Here is a 17,078-nt window from a genome sequence, read left to right as displayed (position 1 = left end):
GCTCTATACTTAAGTTAAATTCCAGCAGCTGTTAAATCCCTGATGCCTTACGCCCATCCTGAGAGAACGTTTCTGAACTGATTTCGCAACTGCTCCTGCGCGCTAACGTCGCATCAGAGCAACGCTATGAAAATGAACCCCAGAGCATGGTTTAACCGCTCCCGTATTCCTGAGAATGCCTCCGGAAACGTTATGTTTTCGGCGAACGATCCTTCCGGTGAAAGCACTCTGCAGTCAGAACTCTTTTCGACCGCCCAGATGGAACGCTACGGTCAGAAACTGGCACGGACCCATAAAATATCGCCGGATAAACTTCCGTATTACCTTCTGAAAAGACTCGGCGACAATGAGGCAGTCATCACCCAAAACTGCTATGAGCTTAACTCGGGTAAAAAGACCAGTATCATGCCCGCCGGGGAGTGGTTGCTGGACAATTATTATCTGGTTGAGGAACAAATCCGCACTGTCCGCCAGCACTTGCCGAAAAGCTTTGGTAAAGGTCTCCCATCGCTGATGTCGCTGAATTGCCCGCGAATTTACCATATTGCATCAGAGGCCATAGCTCACGGCGATGGTCGCTGGGATGCAGCCAGCCTGACCAGCTATCTCACTGCCTATCAACAGGTGACGCCGCTGACGCTGGGTGAAGTCTGGGCGTTACCGGGAATGCTGCGCCTTGCGCTGATTGAAAATCTTCGTCGTATCAGTATGGAAGTGATAAAAGCGCAGCAGGACAGAAACCTTGCTGATACGTGGATAACAAGGATTGTCGAATGCGCAGAGAGTGCGCCTGGTGATTTAATCATGGTGGTTGCCGATATGGCGCGCTCCCGACCTCCGTTAACCAGCGCGTTTGTCGCAGAGCTGGTGCGGCGCCTGCAGGGGCATGGCAACGCGCTGTCGTTACCTCTGACCTGGGTTGATCAGTGCCTTCGGGAACAGGGGATCACCACTGACGTTCTCATACATAGTTTCAATCAGCAGCTTGCCGCCAGCCAGCTGTCCGTCAGTAACAGCATCGCGGGCCTGCGTTTATTGAGTGAAACGGACTGGGCTGATTTCGCCGAAACGATAAGCGTTGTCGAACAGGCATTACGCAATGATCCTGCCGGCATCTATCCCCGGATGCACTTCAATACCCGGGATCATTACCGGCACGTAGTTGAGGTTCTGGCCAGAGACAGCGGTCTCAGCGAGCCTGAGGTTGCTGAGACGGCGCTGGCGTTTTCAGAGGAAAAAGCGCCTGATACACCGGAACATCATGTTGGTTATTATCTTGCGGGCGAAGGTCGACAGGCGCTGGATATTCATCTCCTGGCAGACGCCTCAAGGCTCATACGCTTGCGGCACAGTTTCAACAGAATAACCCTGCTGTCATGGCTTGGAAGCCTGGCGTTGCTGACAACCGCAGCGACCGCAGCAATATTGCACGAAACCGCCATGCAGGGCGCAGACTGGCTATTGATCGCGGTGATATTACCTCTGATTATCGCATTAACTCAGTTAATGAGCGATTTGCTCAGTGATGCAACCACCCGTTTTCGCGTTCCTCGCCCCTTGCCGGGGATGGATTTTTCAGCCGGTATTCCCGCTGACAGTGCCACCATGTTAGTCATTCCCTGCATGCTGACCAGCCACGAAAGTTTCATCCAGCTCCTCACCAGTCTTGAAGTCTGCTGGCTTGGGAATGAAAACGAAAATCTCAGGTTCGCGCTGCTCACTGATTTTGCTGATTCTGAAAATGAACCCTCGCCGGAAAGTCACGCGCTGCTCAGACAGGCTATCGCCGATACGCAGGCGCTGAATCGGCGCTACCCCTCCGGCCGACCACGTTTTTATCTGTTACATCGCCAGCCTGAATGGAACCCCGCGGAAGGAATGTGGATAGGTTATGAACGCAAGCGGGGAAAACTGGCGTTACTGAACAGCTGGTTGCGCCATCCGGGAACGCAATTCGTCAGCGTTGCAGACATGCCTGCACACCTTTTACCGGGTTACATTAAATACGTCATTACCCTGGACAGTGATACGGTGCTGCCGCGCGATACGGCACATAAACTGGTTGCGGCGATGGCGCATCCGCTGAATACGCCAGAGTATGATCCGCTACGCCAGAGGGTTGTCAAAGGATTTGGCATTCTGCAACCCGGTCTTGCGGAGGAGATACCACGCGATGGTCAGGGGCGTTACGCAGCCCTGCGCAGCAGCATACCGGGTAATAACCCCTATTCGATGATGTCTTCGGATATCTATCAGGATCTCTTTGGGGAAGGATCGTTCGTGGGCAAAGGGATTTACGATGTTGACATTTTTATGCAGGCTACTGCCAATACCTGTCCGGAAAATCTGGTTCTCAGCCATGATCTCCTTGAAGGGTGCTATGCGCGCTCGGGTCTGCTGAGTGAGGTGTTACTCTACGAACAGTACCCTAATAATTATCTGTCGGATGTTGCACGCCGTTCACGCTGGATCCGGGGTGACTGGCAACTGCTTAACTGGCTGAAACCACGTGTCAGAAAAGCCGATGGAACCTGTGCCCGGAATCCGCTGACCGCGCTTTCTTACTGGAAATTACTCGATAATCTACGTCGCAGTCTGGTAGCCCCCTCTTTACTGGTATTGCTGTACTTCACCCTGCTTTGGGTACCCAATCCGGTTTACTGGCTGGGCATACTGTCACTGATTTGGCTGTTGCCAGCCATCCTCTGCATCACCCATGACCTTCTCAATAAACCTCTGCGCCGCCGCCTGAAGCCGCATCTGTTACTTGTGGGGGCGGGCGCGCTGAAGCGTCTGTCAGGTATCGGTCTTAATTTTGCGATACTGCCGCACGAAGCCGGATATTCACTGAAAGCGATCGCCGTGACGCTATGGCGACTGGGGATAAGCAGGCGTCACCTCAGCCAGTGGGTCAGCCACAGCCAGGACAGTAATCAGGCCAGACCCACTGTTGCATGTTTTTATCAGGCGATGTGGCTGAATGTTGCCGGTGGCGTGACGCTGATAATACTGACCGGACAATTTACCCCCCAACTGCTGTGGATTGCGTTGCCGATCGGTTTGTTATGGTGTGTGGCACCGCTGCTGATGAGCTGGTTGAGTCGCCAGCCCGTGCGTAAGGTATTTTCGCCAAATCAGGAACAAAAACAGCTGTTACGCCAGACAAGCCGTGAAATCTGGGCTTTTTTTGAAACCTTTGTCACAGCAAAAGAGAACTGGCTTCCGCCTGATAATTATCAGGAAATACCACAACCGACGGTGGCACATCGAACTTCACCTACCAATATTGGTCTTTCACTTATGGCTAACCTGACGGCATGGGACTTTGGCTACCTGCCCGGCGGAGAGGTGCTCCGGCGCGTGTCGCTCACGCTCGACACGCTGGATAAAATGGAGCACTACCGGGGCCATCTCTACAACTGGTATGACACCCGTACGCTGATCCCCCTCAGTCCACGCTATATCTCCAGCGTCGACAGCGGCAATATGGCCGGGCATTTGTTGACGCTGCGTGCAGGGCTGTCCTCCATGCGTCATCAGCCTGTTTTAAACAGCCAACAGATACTGGCAGGACTGAGCGATACGCTGGATATTCTGGAAAAACAGTGGGGTCAAAACCTACCAGACAGCCTGCGGCTGCTACGCAAACACTGCCTGAGCGCGATGTCACTCTCTCCACAGGCGTTTTTCAGCGAACTGAAAAACATGAGCATCCAGTGCAACCATCTGTCCACGTTATGTCATCAAGGATCACCCCTTCAGATTCGCTGGGCAGGACATCTGGAGCATCAACTGGTTCAGTTCTGCCATGAGTGGTCGTTGTTGCTTGGCTGGTTACCTGTATCGTGGAACGAACAGACGCTGCCGACGTTGAGCGAGCTTGCTCGTCCGACATTAACCGGTACAGGAACATCACCGGCGTCAGCGATGGAGCAGGCCCGAATGCGACTGAATATTATCACCGAACTTGAACAGCGGCTGGATGAGCATGCCCGGATGGATTTCGCCTTTCTGTACAGCGAAGCAACCAGTTTGCTCAGTATCGGTTATAACTGTGACACGAATACGCCTGACAAGAGCCACTACGATCTCCTGCCGTCTGAAATCCGCCTGACCAGTTTTCTTGCCATTGCGACTAATCAGCTACCTCTTAAAAGCTGGTACGCGCTGGGTCGACTGTTTACCACGATTGATAGTGAAACTGCCCTGATGTCATGGAGCGGGTCCATGTTTGAATATCTGATGCCAAATCTGGTGATGCCCACCTGGCCCGGCAGCCTGCTCGAAGAAATGAGTCAGTCGGCGGTTATGCGCCAGATTCACTGGGGGAAAGAACGCGGGGTACCATGGGGCGTTTCAGAGTCTGGCTATCATGCTTTTGATGTTCAGCATAATTATCAGTATCAGGCATTTGGCGTACCGGGTCTTGGTCTGCGCAGGGGACTTGCCGATGACATGGTTGTCGCACCTTACGCCACAATGCTGGCGCTGATGGTTTCTCCACAAAGAGCCTGTGAGAACCTGTTCAGACTGCAAAAAAATGGCGCACACGGCGAATACGGCTTTTATGAAGCGCTGGACTATACCCCCTCACGCCTCGCAACCGGCCAGCTCTATGCGGTGGTACAGTCCTGGATGGCGCACCACCAGGGCATGGCATTTCAGGCACTGGCTCATGTGCTGCTTGACGCCCCCATGACTGAACGATTCATGTCCAGTACGGTATTCCGGTCAGCGAGTCTGCTGTTACAAGAGCGCGTACCGGATGCGGTCGATCTGTACAGTCCGCGCCGCCATTTTGAATCTCATGAAGGCAGGGTCAAACCCGTTCGCTATGAACCCCGTATTTTCTATGGCGTGGATACACCAGCTCCTGATATTCAACTCCTGTCCAACGGCCATTATCATCTGATGTTGACCGCGGGCGGCGGTGGTTACAGTCGCTGGAACGATATTGCACTAACACGCTGGCGCAGTGATACCACCCGTGATAACTGGGGAGCATTCTGCTACATCCGTGATACACAGACGGGAAATGTGTGGAGCAATACTTGGCAACCGACAGGCTATACCAGCGGACACGACGAGGAAGTGTTATTCACCGATGCGGGGGCTGAATTCAGACGCACCTTTGGGGGAGTCAGTGTCAAAACTCAGGTGGTGATCTCCCCGGAGGATGATGTTGAGTTGCGGCGGCTCACACTGATTCATCGTGGGCGTCAGCCCCGCTCTCTGGAACTGACAACCTATGCTGAAGTGGTACTGGCACCTGATGCTAGCGATCTGACACACCCGGTATTCAGCAATCTGTTTATTCAAACTGAGCTGGATCCTGAGCGTGACGCTATTCTTTGCCACCGGCGCCCGCGCTCCCCGGATGAAGCGTGTCCCTGCCTGTTTCACATGATGGTGGTACATGGCGATAACCGACATAACGTCTCGTTTGAAACGGACAGGGCAAAATTTATCGGGCGTGGCAGAAACCCTGCTGATGCCCTGGCAATAGAGGCAGGAGGGTCGCTCAGCAACACGTCGGGGTCAGTGTTGGATCCGATACTGGCAATTCGCCATGCCATAATTCTGCAACCGGGGCAGCCGGTCACGATTGATATTATTTATGGCATCAGTGAGACCCGTCAACAGAGCCTGGCGCTGCTGGAAAAATATCGCGATTACCCTATCGCCGATCGCGTCTTTGAACTGGCCTGGTCTCACAGTCTGGTAGTATTACGCCAGATGAACGCCAGTGAAGATGATGCCTCTTTGTTCAATCGTCTCGCCAGCGCTGTGCTTTACCCTGTCCAGGAGTTGCGCGCTGAAGGCCAGGTGATCAGCCGCAACCGGCGTGGTCAGTCCGGTCTGTGGGGCTGGGCAATTTCAGGCGATCTGCCGATAGTGTTGTTTAGTATAACCAGCGAGGAAAGTATAACCTCAGTGACCACACTGATTCAGGCACACCGTTACTGGAGACAGAAAGGGCTGGATGTTGATTTGGTTATCCTGAATAACAGCCCCGGCGGCTACCAGCAGGGATTACAAAATCAGATTATGGATTTAATTTATGCCGGGTCTGAAGCCAGTCTGCTGGACAAAACAGGCGGGCTTTTTGTCCGTAATGGTGAGCATCTCTCCGCTGAGGATAAGTTGCTTTTGATGAGCGTGGCCTGTCTTTATCTTGATGACCGCGCGGGGGGGATTAATGAGCAGCTTAACCAGCGTATACATACCCTGAAATTGCCGGCCAGAGCATTCATTCCGCGCGCTGTGCGCGAGCGTAATCAACATACGGACTGGAGCCCCGATATCAGTCAGTTATGCCATTTCAATGGGTACGGTGGATTTTCTCAGGATGGTCGGGAGTATCAGATTGTCCTCCGGGAAAATGCGCAGACACCAGCTCCCTGGTCAAACGTACTGGCAAATTCCCATTTTGGCAGTGTGATTTCAGAGGCAGGACAGGCCTACTCTTGGTATGAGAATGCACATGAATACCGGTTGACACCGTGGGAGAACGATCCGGTGAGTGATCGAAGCGGCGAAGCGTTTTATCTGCGCGATGAAGAGAGCGGTGAGTGCTGGTCACCGACGGCTTTGCCTGTTCGCGGACACGGTGATTACCTGACCCGCCATGGTTTTGGTTACAGCGTTTTTGCCCATCGTGAGAGTGGTATAGACAGCGAGTTGACGGTCCTGGTTGCCGAAGAGGCACCGGTTAAACTGGTGCTCCTGACGCTCAGTAACTCTTCGGGACGGACACGTAAACTCTCCGTCACAGGCTATGTGGAGTGGACGCTCGGAGGATCACGAACTCGCTCAGCCCCTCACATTGTGACACATGCGACCAGAACGCCTGGCGGCTGCGGGGTGCTGGCGAACAACTTTTATGGTGATAATGGTGGCGGCCGAACTGCATTTTTTGCCGTCAGCGGTAATGATTGTTCGCTGACAGGGGACCGCCGGGAGTTTATCGGCCGTAATGGTTCCCTGCACGCCCCGTCGGCCATGAAACTGCGCAGACTTTCAGGTAAGACGGGCGCCGGTCTGGATCCCTGCGGGGCGGTACAATCGACGGTTACATTAATTGATGGAGATCAGAGGACGTTTATTTTTATCCTCGGCACAGAGGAGAATGATGTTTGTGCTCAGGAGACGCTGGCTCGTTACATGAACGAGGATACGGTCCGCCAGGAGCTGAACCATATTCATAACCACTGGCACAATGTGCTCGATAAAATCGTGGTTAACACCCCCGACACGTCCGTAAATTTACTGGTTAATGGCTGGCTGTTGTATCAGACAATAGCCTGTCGCCTTATGGCCCGCAGTGGTTACTATCAGTCTGGCGGTGCATTTGGTTTTCGCGATCAACTGCAGGATACACTGGCACTGAGCCATGCTGCCCCGAACCGGATGCGTGAACAGATAATACTCTGTGCATCACGGCAGTTTATCGAGGGTGATGTGCAGCACTGGTGGCACCCGCCACACGGCAACGGTGTTCGTACCCGCTGTTCCGATGACTACCTGTGGCTGCCGCTTGCTGTTTGCCACTATGTTGAAACGACGGGGGATACGGATGCACTGGAAATATGCATTCCTTACCTGGAGGGACGCCCGCTTCAACCTGGTGAAGAGTCTATCTATGACACGCCGGTCATCAGCGGCACCGAAGAGACTCTCTGGTTACACTGCATCAAAGCTATTCGCCATGGACAGCGGTTCGGGGAGCATGGTCTGCCGTTGATGGGGGCTGGTGACTGGAATGACGGGATGAACCGGGTGGGTATCGAAGGCAAAGGTGAAAGCGTCTGGCTGGGCTTCTTCCTGTATGACATTTTGCAGCGGTTTGCAGCGCTGGCGGAGCGCAGGCTGGATGAAAGTATCGCCTCGATGTGCCGTTCACAGGCTCTGCGCCTGCAAAGCAATCTCGAAGCCCACGCCTGGGATGGTGAATGGTACCGGCGCGGGTATTTTGACGACGGAACTCCCCTGGGGTCGAAAGCCTCACAGGACTGCCGGATTGATGCGATTGCGCAGAGCTGGTCTGTATTGTCCGGAGCCGCGAGTCAGGAACGGTGCGCAAAGGCCATGCAGGCGCTGGATAAGCACCTTGTTGATAACGAAGGGGGACTGATCAAACTGTTAACGCCTCCTTTCGATGGACACGGTCCAAATCCGGGTTACATACAGGGCTACCTGCCCGGTGTGCGGGAAAACGGAGGGCAGTATACTCATGGTGCCATCTGGGCCGTGATGGCATTTGCCCGGATGGGGAATGCCGAACGTGCCTGGCAACTCTGGTCAATTCTCAACCCTATAAATCATACTCTGAATGCAGCCTCGGTCGGGATTTATAAAGCGGAGCCTTATGTCATGAGTGCTGATGTCTACAGCGTCGCTCCCCATACCGGACGTGCAGGATGGAGTTGGTATACCGGTTCCGCAGGCTGGGCCTGGCGTTTACTTACTGAGGAATTACTGGGGATAAAACGTTCAGGTACTGACTTTAGTGTTCATGCCCGGTTACCGGATGAGTGGCCGTCTTTTTCTATGGCCTATCAATATGGCGAAAGCCATTATCAGATTAGTGTCTCACGCGGTGATGCAGAATATCGCGTGACACTGGATGGTGTTCTCCTCCCTGATGACAGAATACCGCTGCAGGATGACGGACAAAACCATATAGTTGAGATCATTCAGAACTAACACTGATCCCGGAGGCGCATTAACGTCTGCCGTTAATGCGCTGATTATCCCTGAGAACATCAATCGCAGTCTGCATGGCGATTTTGTCATCCCGCCTTTTTTGTTTGTCCTGCATGACCTGAAGGTATTCCAGCAAGGTGCGGGTATTAATCGGTCGGCCCTGTTTACCCACAGCCAGCACGGCTTCGCCAAGAATAATTTTCACTGGCGGTAGCTGTGCCGGATACCAGTCAAGGGTGTCTTCTGATTTCATCATAAATTTCTCATGGAAGGTTAGTATATCATAAATCAGACGTTTAATTTTCAATATCTCTTCTTCTGGTTCAGTCATAAATCAACATAACTTAAACCAGTTATTATTATATTAAAGCGTATAATAATTATTGTATTCCTCAGAGAGCTTTAATTATGTCTTATACAAAAGGACTCAGGCACTTTAAAGAAAGACCAGTTCATGTTGCCTGCCCGATATGTGCACACAGAGCTGATCAGAAAGCAGGTAAACTAAGAAAAGATGCGGTTCTTGAGTGCCCTGCCTGCGGACTGTTGTTCAGACCTTCAGAATGCTGGTGTATAGGCGGCTGATCAGCTTCTGCCACTTAACGTAAGTGATGTTGGGAAATGACAACATTTCTCCTGTACTGTAGTTGTCGAGGGTATGATAATGAAATCTAAAAAATCTGTTTTTATTGAAGGACATATCCTGTCGAACAGCTGTCACGGGCAGGTCGGTCAACCTTTTTGTATTCACCGGGTCAGGTTTAGTAATGGGAAATATGCGATTATCCGGGTGGCATCCGGGATATGTTTTAAACCTGGCGAAATTATTCAACGAAACGATTGCGAGTGGTTTTATAAACTTACCAAAATTCGCCTTCTTTCTTTTGAGTACCTTGATGATGATGAATCAAGAAGACAATTTCTTGAGTATCAATGATAAATCCATGGATTTATAATAGAAAAACTTTGCTGGTTTACAATTCACTCCTGACTCTTTAAATCCTTTACCAGTCATTGCAAAATTATTTGTTTTTTCTGAATTTAGACAGATTTAAATTATCTAAAACAAAATGCATCGCTAAAGACGAATTGTCTCATTGTTTTCCTTTTGCGTTATAACCTTCATTAGCATTAAGGAAATTTATGGCACAGACTTTTACTCATAATTTACTTCATCCCCGCTACTGGCTTACCTGGTCTGGTTTGGGTCTGCTGTGGCTTCTCGTTCAACTTCCTTACCCGGTTTTACATATTCTGGGCTCTGGCCTTGGAAAAATATCCATACCCTTTCTGAAACGCCGGGAAGGAATTGCGATTAGAAATATCGAACTCTGCTTTCCAGGGATGACACCGTTTGCCCGGAGCCAGATGGTCAATAAAAACTTTGTTTCTCTCGGGCTGGGACTGATGGAAACAGGAATGGCCTGGTTCTGGAGCGATGCGAGAGTCAAAAAATGGTTTGATGTCGAAGGGCTTGAAAACCTGACCAGTGCGACCAGAGGAGTATTGGTTGTCGGGATTCATTTTATGTCCCTTGAATTGTGTGGAAGAGTAATGGGTTTATGTCATCCTATGATGGCAACGTATCGCCCACACAATAATCCATTAATGGAATGGGTACAGACAAAAGGGCGTATGCGTTCAAATAAGACTATGATTAATCGACGTAATTTATCTGGTTATGTTCATGCGCTGAAGGCCGGGGAAGCCGTATGGTTTGCACCAGATCAGGATTATGGGTCTAAGGGAAGCGTTTTTGCACCTTTTTTCTCGGTAAAAAAAGCAGCCACGACGAACGGAACGTATGCTCTGTCAAAACTCGCTGGTGCACACTTGATCACACTTAGCATGTTTCGTCGTAGCGATAAAAAAGGTTATCACATGTATATCAGCAATCCGTTGTCAGGCTATCCAGGGGAAGACAAGGTCGCCGCAGCGGCTTATATGAACAAGATCATCGAGTGTGAAATTCTCCGTGTCCCTGAGCAATACCTGTGGATGCATCGCAGGTTCAAAACGCGTCCTGAAGGCGAAGTCATCTTTATACAAATGAATCACTCTACTTGTCATGAGCCATAATCTATTTTTCTTGCCATTGTGTATTTGTTAAAAATGGGATGAGGAATTACTCGATCTACTTCATGTTAACGATGGCGTAACTGACAGTCATGGTTAATCAATTAAACCTGTTCGGATTTGAAGGTCCGTTTTTCGATGTGAGTTCAACAGCTCAAAGCTGCCCTTTAAACCTTGGACTGATCCCGCCCTGGTAGACGATTCTGCCCTATAGCTAACGTCAAATAATTTGGGGCATATTTGGGGGTAAAAAATAGTTTAGGGGTAACTCTGGGGGTGATGAAATAGCTGATATTATCTGTTATCGTCTGATTGAGTCCTTTTCAACATATTGATATTGTTATAAATGTATGTTTTAAAATCTGTTTGTTTTTTATGTGCGCAGTTTAACGCTGATTATGGAGTTGCGGGGATAAACATTTCATAAACCGGGGGAAAGAGGGAGGGAAGTGCCGGATGGCGGCGCAAGCGATGTGCAGGAAGTCGGCCCGGTGACGTTGTGCCACCGGGCCAGGTATTTATTTCAGCTCGTCAACCATAGTGATCGCACGACCAATATAGTTGGCCGGGGTCATGGCTTTCAGGCGGATTTTCTCGTCGTCCGGCAGCGGCAGGCTGTCGATAAATTGCTTCATACCTTCAGCGTCGACGCGCTTACCACGGGTTAACTCTTTCAGCTTCTCGTACGGTTTTTCAATGCCGTAACGACGCATCACGGTCTGGATCGGCTCGGCCAGTACTTCCCAGTTGTGATCCAGCTCGTCCAACAGACGGTCGCGGTTTACTTCCAGCTTGCTCACCCCTTTCAGGGTGGACTGGTAGGCGATCAGCGCATAGCCGATACCCACGCCCAGGTTACGCAGAACGGTGGAGTCGGTCAGATCGCGCTGCCAGCGGGAAACCGGCAGTTTGCTCGCCAGATGTTGAAGCACCGCATTAGACAGGCCCAGGTTGCCTTCGGAGTTTTCGAAGTCGATTGGGTTCACTTTGTGCGGCATGGTGGAAGAGCCAATTTCACCGGCGATGGTTTTCTGCTTGAAGTGGTTCAGCGCGATGTAACCCCAGACGTCGCGATCGAAGTCGATCAAAATGGTGTTAAAGCGGGCGATACAGTCAAACAGTTCAGCAATGTAGTCGTGCGGCTCAATCTGCGTGGTGTACGGGTTCCACTGAATACCCAGCGAAGTGACGAACTCTTCGCTGAACTGATGCCAGTCCACTTCCGGATAAGCGGCAATGTGGGCGTTATAGTTACCGACGGCACCGTTGATTTTGCCGAGGATTTCCACCTGGTTAAGCTGGCGGAACTGACGTTCCATACGATAAGCCACGTTAGCCATCTCTTTGCCCAGGGTTGACGGCGTAGCCGGCTGGCCGTGGGTGCGGGAGAGCAGGGGAATATCGCGATACTGCACGGACAGATCTTTGACCGCGTCAATCAGTTGACGCCAGTAAGGCAGCACCACTTCATCACGGGCGGTTTTCAGCATCAGCGCGTGAGACAGGTTGTTGATGTCTTCAGAGGTACAGGCGAAGTGAATGAATTCGGACACCGCATGCAGTTCCGGGACATTCGCCACTTTCTCTTTCAGAAAATACTCGACCGCCTTGACGTCGTGGTTAGTGGTGCGCTCGATGGTTTTAATACGCGCCGCATCTTCTTCATTGAAGTTCGCGACGATAGCATCGAGGAAACCGATTGCGTCGGCAGCAAAAGCAGGAACTTCCTTGATCGCTGCGTGCGCGGCCAGTTTTTGCAGCCAGCGTACTTCTACTTGTACACGGTATTTCAGCAAACCATATTCGCTGAAAATCCCGCGCAGCGCGCTGACTTTATCGCCGTAGCGTCCATCGACAGGGGAAACGGCGGTCAGTGAGGATAATTCCATAGATCACAACTCCGGGGTTAAATGAGCAAGAATTTGTTTTGCCTGAGTCGTCAGGCGATTACGAGAAAACATTAACTGTAGACGGCCCCCGCCGACCTGATGCCAGAGCACGGCGGCGCGAATGCCGGCCAGAAGCGAAGCGCGAACTTTGGCCTGTACCTGCGGGCTTTGCAACACGGCAGGGGAACCGGTCACCTGAATGCGCGGACCCAGCGGGCTGATAACATCGACATAGATACCGGCCATCGCACTCATCAGCGTTTCAGACTGCAGATCAAAGTGATCGAGCTGGCGTTGCAGGCCGTTGATCCGCTCGCCCAACGTATCGAGCGCGCCTTTGGCGGCGGTGAGTTTACGCTCGAGCACCATCAGGCTAAGCGTATAGCGAGTCAGTTCCGCATTCAGCCCCTGACGGCTGCTGGCATTCAGCACGCCGAGCAGGGTTTCCAGACCGAGGCGCAGATTGGCCTCGCTGCCGCCGAACACGCCCAGCGTTGAGCTGGGGTTCATATCGATAACGCTGTTCAGTGAGACGTGGAGCGCATCGGCATCACAATGTCCCTGGTGCGCCAGTTGTTGCACCAGGCGTGCTGACTGGCAGATTCCAGCCAGTGCGAGGGTGATGTCATAATAATTCTTTGCCACGATCACTGCTTCCTTGTATCAGTCTGTTGAGAATAATTATACCGGCAGGGGCAGTCGCTGCTCGATAATGCCGCCGCCGAGGCACACGTCGCCGCGGTAAAAGACCGCTGACTGGCCTGGGGTGACGGCGGCCACCGGCTCGTCAAACATCACCTCGACGCGTTCGGCATCCAGGGCTTTAACGGTGCACGGAATGTCGGTCTGGCGGTAGCGGGTTTTCACCGTGCAGCGCATCGTGCCGGTGAACGGCAGACGATCGACCCAGTGCAGCTGCCGCGAAATCAGACCGACGGACATCAGACGCGGATGCTCATGACCCTGAGCAACCACCAGAATGTTGTTCTCAACATCTTTGTCCACCACGTACCACGGATCTTCCGTTCCTTCTTTGGTACCACCGATGCCCAGACCTTTACGCTGACCCAGAGTGTGGTACATCAGCCCCTGATGCTGACCAATCTCTTCGCCGTCCACGGTAATGATTTTACCCGGCTGTGCCGGCAGATAGCGGCCCAGAAACTCGCGGAACTTACGCTCGCCGATGAAGCAAATGCCGGTAGAATCTTTTTTCTTCGCGGTTACCAGCCCCAGGTCTTCGGCAATTTTGCGCACCTGCGGTTTTTCCAGCTCGCCAACCGGGAACAGACTTTGCGCGATCTGCTCATGGCCCAGCGTGTAGAGGAAGTAGCTCTGGTCTTTATTGCTATCTACTCCGCGCAGCAGGCGGCTCTTACCGTCGACATCCGCCCGACGAACATAGTGTCCGGTAGCGATGTAATCTGCGCCCAGATCTTCTGCTGCGAACTCCAGGAAGGCTTTAAATTTGATCTCTTTGTTGCACAGAATATCCGGATTCGGCGTACGGCCCGCTTTGTACTCTTCAAGGAACAGTTCAAAGACGTTATCCCAGTATTCTGCCGCAAAGTTTACGGTGTGCAGTTCAATGCCGAGCTTGTCGCAGACGGCCTGAGCGTCGGCCAGATCGGCTGCCGCTGTGCAATATTCCTCACCGTCGTCCTCTTCCCAGTTCTTCATGAACAGGCCTTCTACCTGATAACCCTGTTGTTGCAACAGCCAGGCGGAAACGGAGGAATCGACACCGCCGGACATGCCGACGATCACTTTTTTTGGGCTTTCTGACATTGGAATACTCACGACATTGAACTTCAAGGCGGCATATTCTAGCACGCAGCCCCTTACTTGACACCCTCTGTAAACGGCCAGTTAAATGCGCCGATCGTCTCCAGCGGGTAACGCATTCCGCTCTGATAGCAGCGAACGCTTTCGGCAACCAGCGGAGAACGCAGGTTTGGGGCGTTGAGGAGGGTGTCAGCGCTCACCCAACGGCAACAGTCGATATCGCTGTCATGGGGTTCGGTGTCGCACATATTGGCAAGTTCAATGGAAAACAGAAACCGCAAAAACGGCGTGCTGTCCGGTGCAATCCACTGATGCATGCGAATGAAGTGCTGAGGCTGCGCTTTTATGCCAGTCTCTTCCCACAACTCCCGAGCAGCGGCCTGCTCCAGCGTTTCATCTGCTTCCAGATGCCCGGCGGGCTGATTCCATAGCGCTTTGCCGTTGATGGTTTCTTCAACGATTAAAAATTTGTCCTCTGCATGAACGATGCAGGCGACCGTGACGTGCGGTTTGAACATGACCTATCCTTTATTTTCTTCTTCAGTGGCATCTCGCCATTCACCGTTGGCCAGGTTCTCCAGGGTGTAATCGCCCATCGCGTAACGGATCAGGCGCAATGTGGGAAAACCAACGTGTGCGGTCATTCGTCGCACCTGGCGGTTACGGCCTTCATATAAGGTCACTTTTAGCCAGCAGGTTGGGATGTTCTTACGTTCGCGAATGGGCGGATTGCGCGGCCACAGCCACTCGGGCTCCGCGACCACTTCAATACCGGCAGGCAGGGTGGGCCCATCGTTTAACGTCACGCCATTGCGCAGCGCCTCCAGCGCCTCCGCCGTCGGTTCACCTTCTACCTGCACGTAGTAAATCTTCCCGGTACGCTTGCCGGGCTGCGTCAGTCGCGCCTGTAATGTGCCGTCATTGGTGAGCACCAGCAACCCTTCGCTATCTCTGTCGAGACGACCTGCGGCGTAAACGCCCTGCACAGGGATGAAATCTTTCAACGTGCTGCGTCCAGCCTCGTCGGTAAATTGTGGCAAAACATCGTAAGGTTTATTGAACAAAACCACGCGTTTTGGCTGGTTTTCTTTCCGACGCTTAGTGACTTGTCGCTGGCTGAATCGCTCAACCCGGTGATTTCTAAAAGAAGTTTTTTGCATGGTATTTTCAGATCTTATCAATTGCCGCATTATAGCCTAATAACGAGTGTCTTTCATGGCAGCGAACATTAGGGTAGTATTGACATGCTCATTACAAAACATTAACAAAAAATTGCTCTAACGCAGTCGTGCAGCAGGACGCAAAAGCACATGCAGCGCGATGACAGACGAGCAACCAGAAGCGCTCGAAGGAGAGGTGAATGGAAAGCAAAGTAGTTGTTCCGGCAGAAGGTCAAAAAATCACCCTGAAAGACGGCAAGCTAAATGTGCCGCACAATCCGATTATCCCATTCATTGAAGGCGACGGCATCGGTGTTGATGTTACCCCTCCGATGATCAAAGTTGTCAACGCTGCCGTTGAGAAAGCTTATAAAGGCGAGCGTAAAATCTCCTGGATGGAAATTTACACCGGTGAGAAATCCACCCAGGTATACGGCCAGGACGTCTGGCTGCCGACGGAAACCCTGGATCTGATTCGTGACTACCGCGTGGCGATTAAAGGCCCGCTGACCACCCCGGTTGGTGGCGGTATTCGCTCTCTGAACGTTGCGCTGCGTCAGGAACTTGACCTGTACGTTTGCCTGCGTCCAGTTCGTTACTATCAGGGCACCCCAAGCCCGGTTAAACATCCGGAACTGACCGACATGGTTATCTTCCGTGAAAACTCAGAAGACATCTACGCCGGTATCGAGTGGAAAGCGGACTCTGCAGATGCAGAAAAAGTGATTAAATTCCTGCGTGAAGAGATGGGCGTGAAGAAAATTCGCTTCCCTGAACACTGCGGTATCGGTATCAAACCGTGCTCCGAAGACGGTACCAAGCGTCTGGTTCGTGCGGCGATCGAATACGCGATCACTAACGACCGTGACTCTCTGACCCTGGTTCATAAAGGCAACATCATGAAGTTCACCGAAGGCGCGTTCAAAGACTGGGGTTACCAGTTAGCGCGTGAAGAATTCGGTGCTGAACTGATCGATGGCGGCCCGTGGATGAAAATCAAGAACCCGAACACCGGTAAAGAGATCGTGGTTAAAGATGTGATTGCCGATGCGTTCCTGCAACAGATCCTGCTGCGTCCGGCCGAATATGATGTGATCGCCTGTATGAACCTGAACGGTGACTACATCTCTGACGCTCTGGCTGCACAGGTAGGTGGTATTGGTATCGCCCCTGGCGCAAACATTGGTGACGAGTGCGCGCTGTTCGAAGCAACGCACGGTACGGCGCCGAAATACGCCGGTCAGGACAAAGTTAACCCGGGCTCTATCATCCTGTCCGCTGAGATGATGCTGCGCCACATGCAGTGGTTCGAAGCCGCAGACCTGATTGTTAAAGGCATGGAAGGCGCGATTGCCGCGAAGACCGTGACCTATGACTTCGAACGTCTGATGGAAGGCGCTAAACTGCTGAAATGTTCAGAGTTTGGTGACGCGATCATCGAAAACATGTAATCCAGTATCTG

Annotated in this window: 10 protein-coding genes; 4 read left to right on the top strand and 6 right to left on the bottom strand. The window is 52.1% G+C overall.

Annotation, left to right across the window (positions count from 1 at the left end; all coding sequences use genetic code 11):
• Nucleotides 1-126: 126 nt before the first annotated feature.
• Nucleotides 127-8,706 carry a cyclic beta 1-2 glucan synthetase gene (locus tag GBC03_19180; GenBank protein QFS72180.1) on the top strand — a complete coding sequence of 2,860 codons (8,580 nt, stop codon included), beginning with the start codon at nucleotides 127-129 and terminating at the stop codon, nucleotides 8,704-8,706.
• A gap of 19 nt (nucleotides 8,707-8,725) precedes the next feature.
• Here the strand turns inward: GBC03_19180 and GBC03_19175 are convergent, their stop codons facing one another.
• Nucleotides 8,726-8,959 (bottom strand): hypothetical protein, encoded by a 234-nt coding sequence (locus tag GBC03_19175; GenBank protein QFS74066.1) that lies wholly within the window; start codon nucleotides 8,957-8,959, stop codon nucleotides 8,726-8,728.
• 514 nt (nucleotides 8,960-9,473) lie between these two features.
• On the opposite strand from GBC03_19175, the gene GBC03_19170 reads away from it, so the two are divergent.
• Nucleotides 9,474-9,662, top strand: a complete 189-nt coding sequence (locus GBC03_19170) for a hypothetical protein (protein QFS72179.1) — start codon at nucleotides 9,474-9,476, stop codon at nucleotides 9,660-9,662.
• A gap of 187 nt (nucleotides 9,663-9,849) precedes the next feature.
• Nucleotides 9,850-10,785, top strand: coding sequence for a kdo(2)-lipid IV(A) palmitoleoyltransferase (gene lpxP / locus GBC03_19165; protein QFS72178.1), 936 nt, complete (start codon nucleotides 9,850-9,852; stop codon nucleotides 10,783-10,785).
• Nucleotides 10,786-11,300: 515 nt separating this feature from the next.
• Here the strand turns inward: lpxP and purB are convergent.
• Genes purB through rluE form a run of 5 tightly spaced genes read right to left on the bottom strand, consistent with a single transcriptional unit; the run spans nucleotide 11,301 to nucleotide 15,646 of the window.
• Complete coding sequence (purB, locus tag GBC03_19160) at nucleotides 11,301-12,671, bottom strand: adenylosuccinate lyase (GenBank protein ID QFS72177.1); 1,371 nt, start codon at nucleotides 12,669-12,671, stop codon at nucleotides 11,301-11,303.
• Between the two features lie 3 nt (nucleotides 12,672-12,674).
• Complete coding sequence (gene hflD / locus GBC03_19155) at nucleotides 12,675-13,316, bottom strand: high frequency lysogenization protein HflD (GenBank protein QFS72176.1); 642 nt, start codon at nucleotides 13,314-13,316, stop codon at nucleotides 12,675-12,677.
• 36 nt (nucleotides 13,317-13,352) lie between these two features.
• Nucleotides 13,353-14,459, bottom strand: a complete 1,107-nt coding sequence (mnmA, locus tag GBC03_19150; GenBank protein ID QFS72175.1) for a tRNA 2-thiouridine(34) synthase MnmA — start codon at nucleotides 14,457-14,459, stop codon at nucleotides 13,353-13,355.
• A 53-nt stretch (nucleotides 14,460-14,512) separates the two neighbouring features.
• Nucleotides 14,513-14,974: an NUDIX domain-containing protein gene (locus tag GBC03_19145; GenBank protein ID QFS72174.1), complete on the bottom strand. Its 462-nt coding sequence runs from the start codon at nucleotides 14,972-14,974 to the stop codon at nucleotides 14,513-14,515.
• A 3-nt stretch (nucleotides 14,975-14,977) separates the two neighbouring features.
• A complete protein-coding gene (gene rluE, locus GBC03_19140) occupies nucleotides 14,978-15,646 on the bottom strand; it encodes a 23S rRNA pseudouridine(2457) synthase RluE (protein ID QFS72173.1) in 669 nt (222 codons plus the stop codon).
• Between the two features lie 170 nt (nucleotides 15,647-15,816).
• Here rluE and GBC03_19135 point away from each other — a divergent pair, with 170 nt between their 5' ends.
• Nucleotides 15,817-17,067 carry an NADP-dependent isocitrate dehydrogenase gene (locus GBC03_19135; protein ID QFS72172.1) on the top strand — a complete coding sequence of 417 codons (1,251 nt, stop codon included), beginning with the start codon at nucleotides 15,817-15,819 and terminating at the stop codon, nucleotides 17,065-17,067.
• Nucleotides 17,068-17,078 lie beyond the last annotated feature (11 nt).

It is taken from the genome of Citrobacter telavivensis (assembly GCA_009363175.1).
GTDB classification, from domain to species: domain Bacteria; phylum Pseudomonadota; class Gammaproteobacteria; order Enterobacterales; family Enterobacteriaceae; genus Citrobacter_A; species Citrobacter_A telavivensis.
This window is presented reverse-complemented; position numbering and strand designations above follow the sequence as displayed.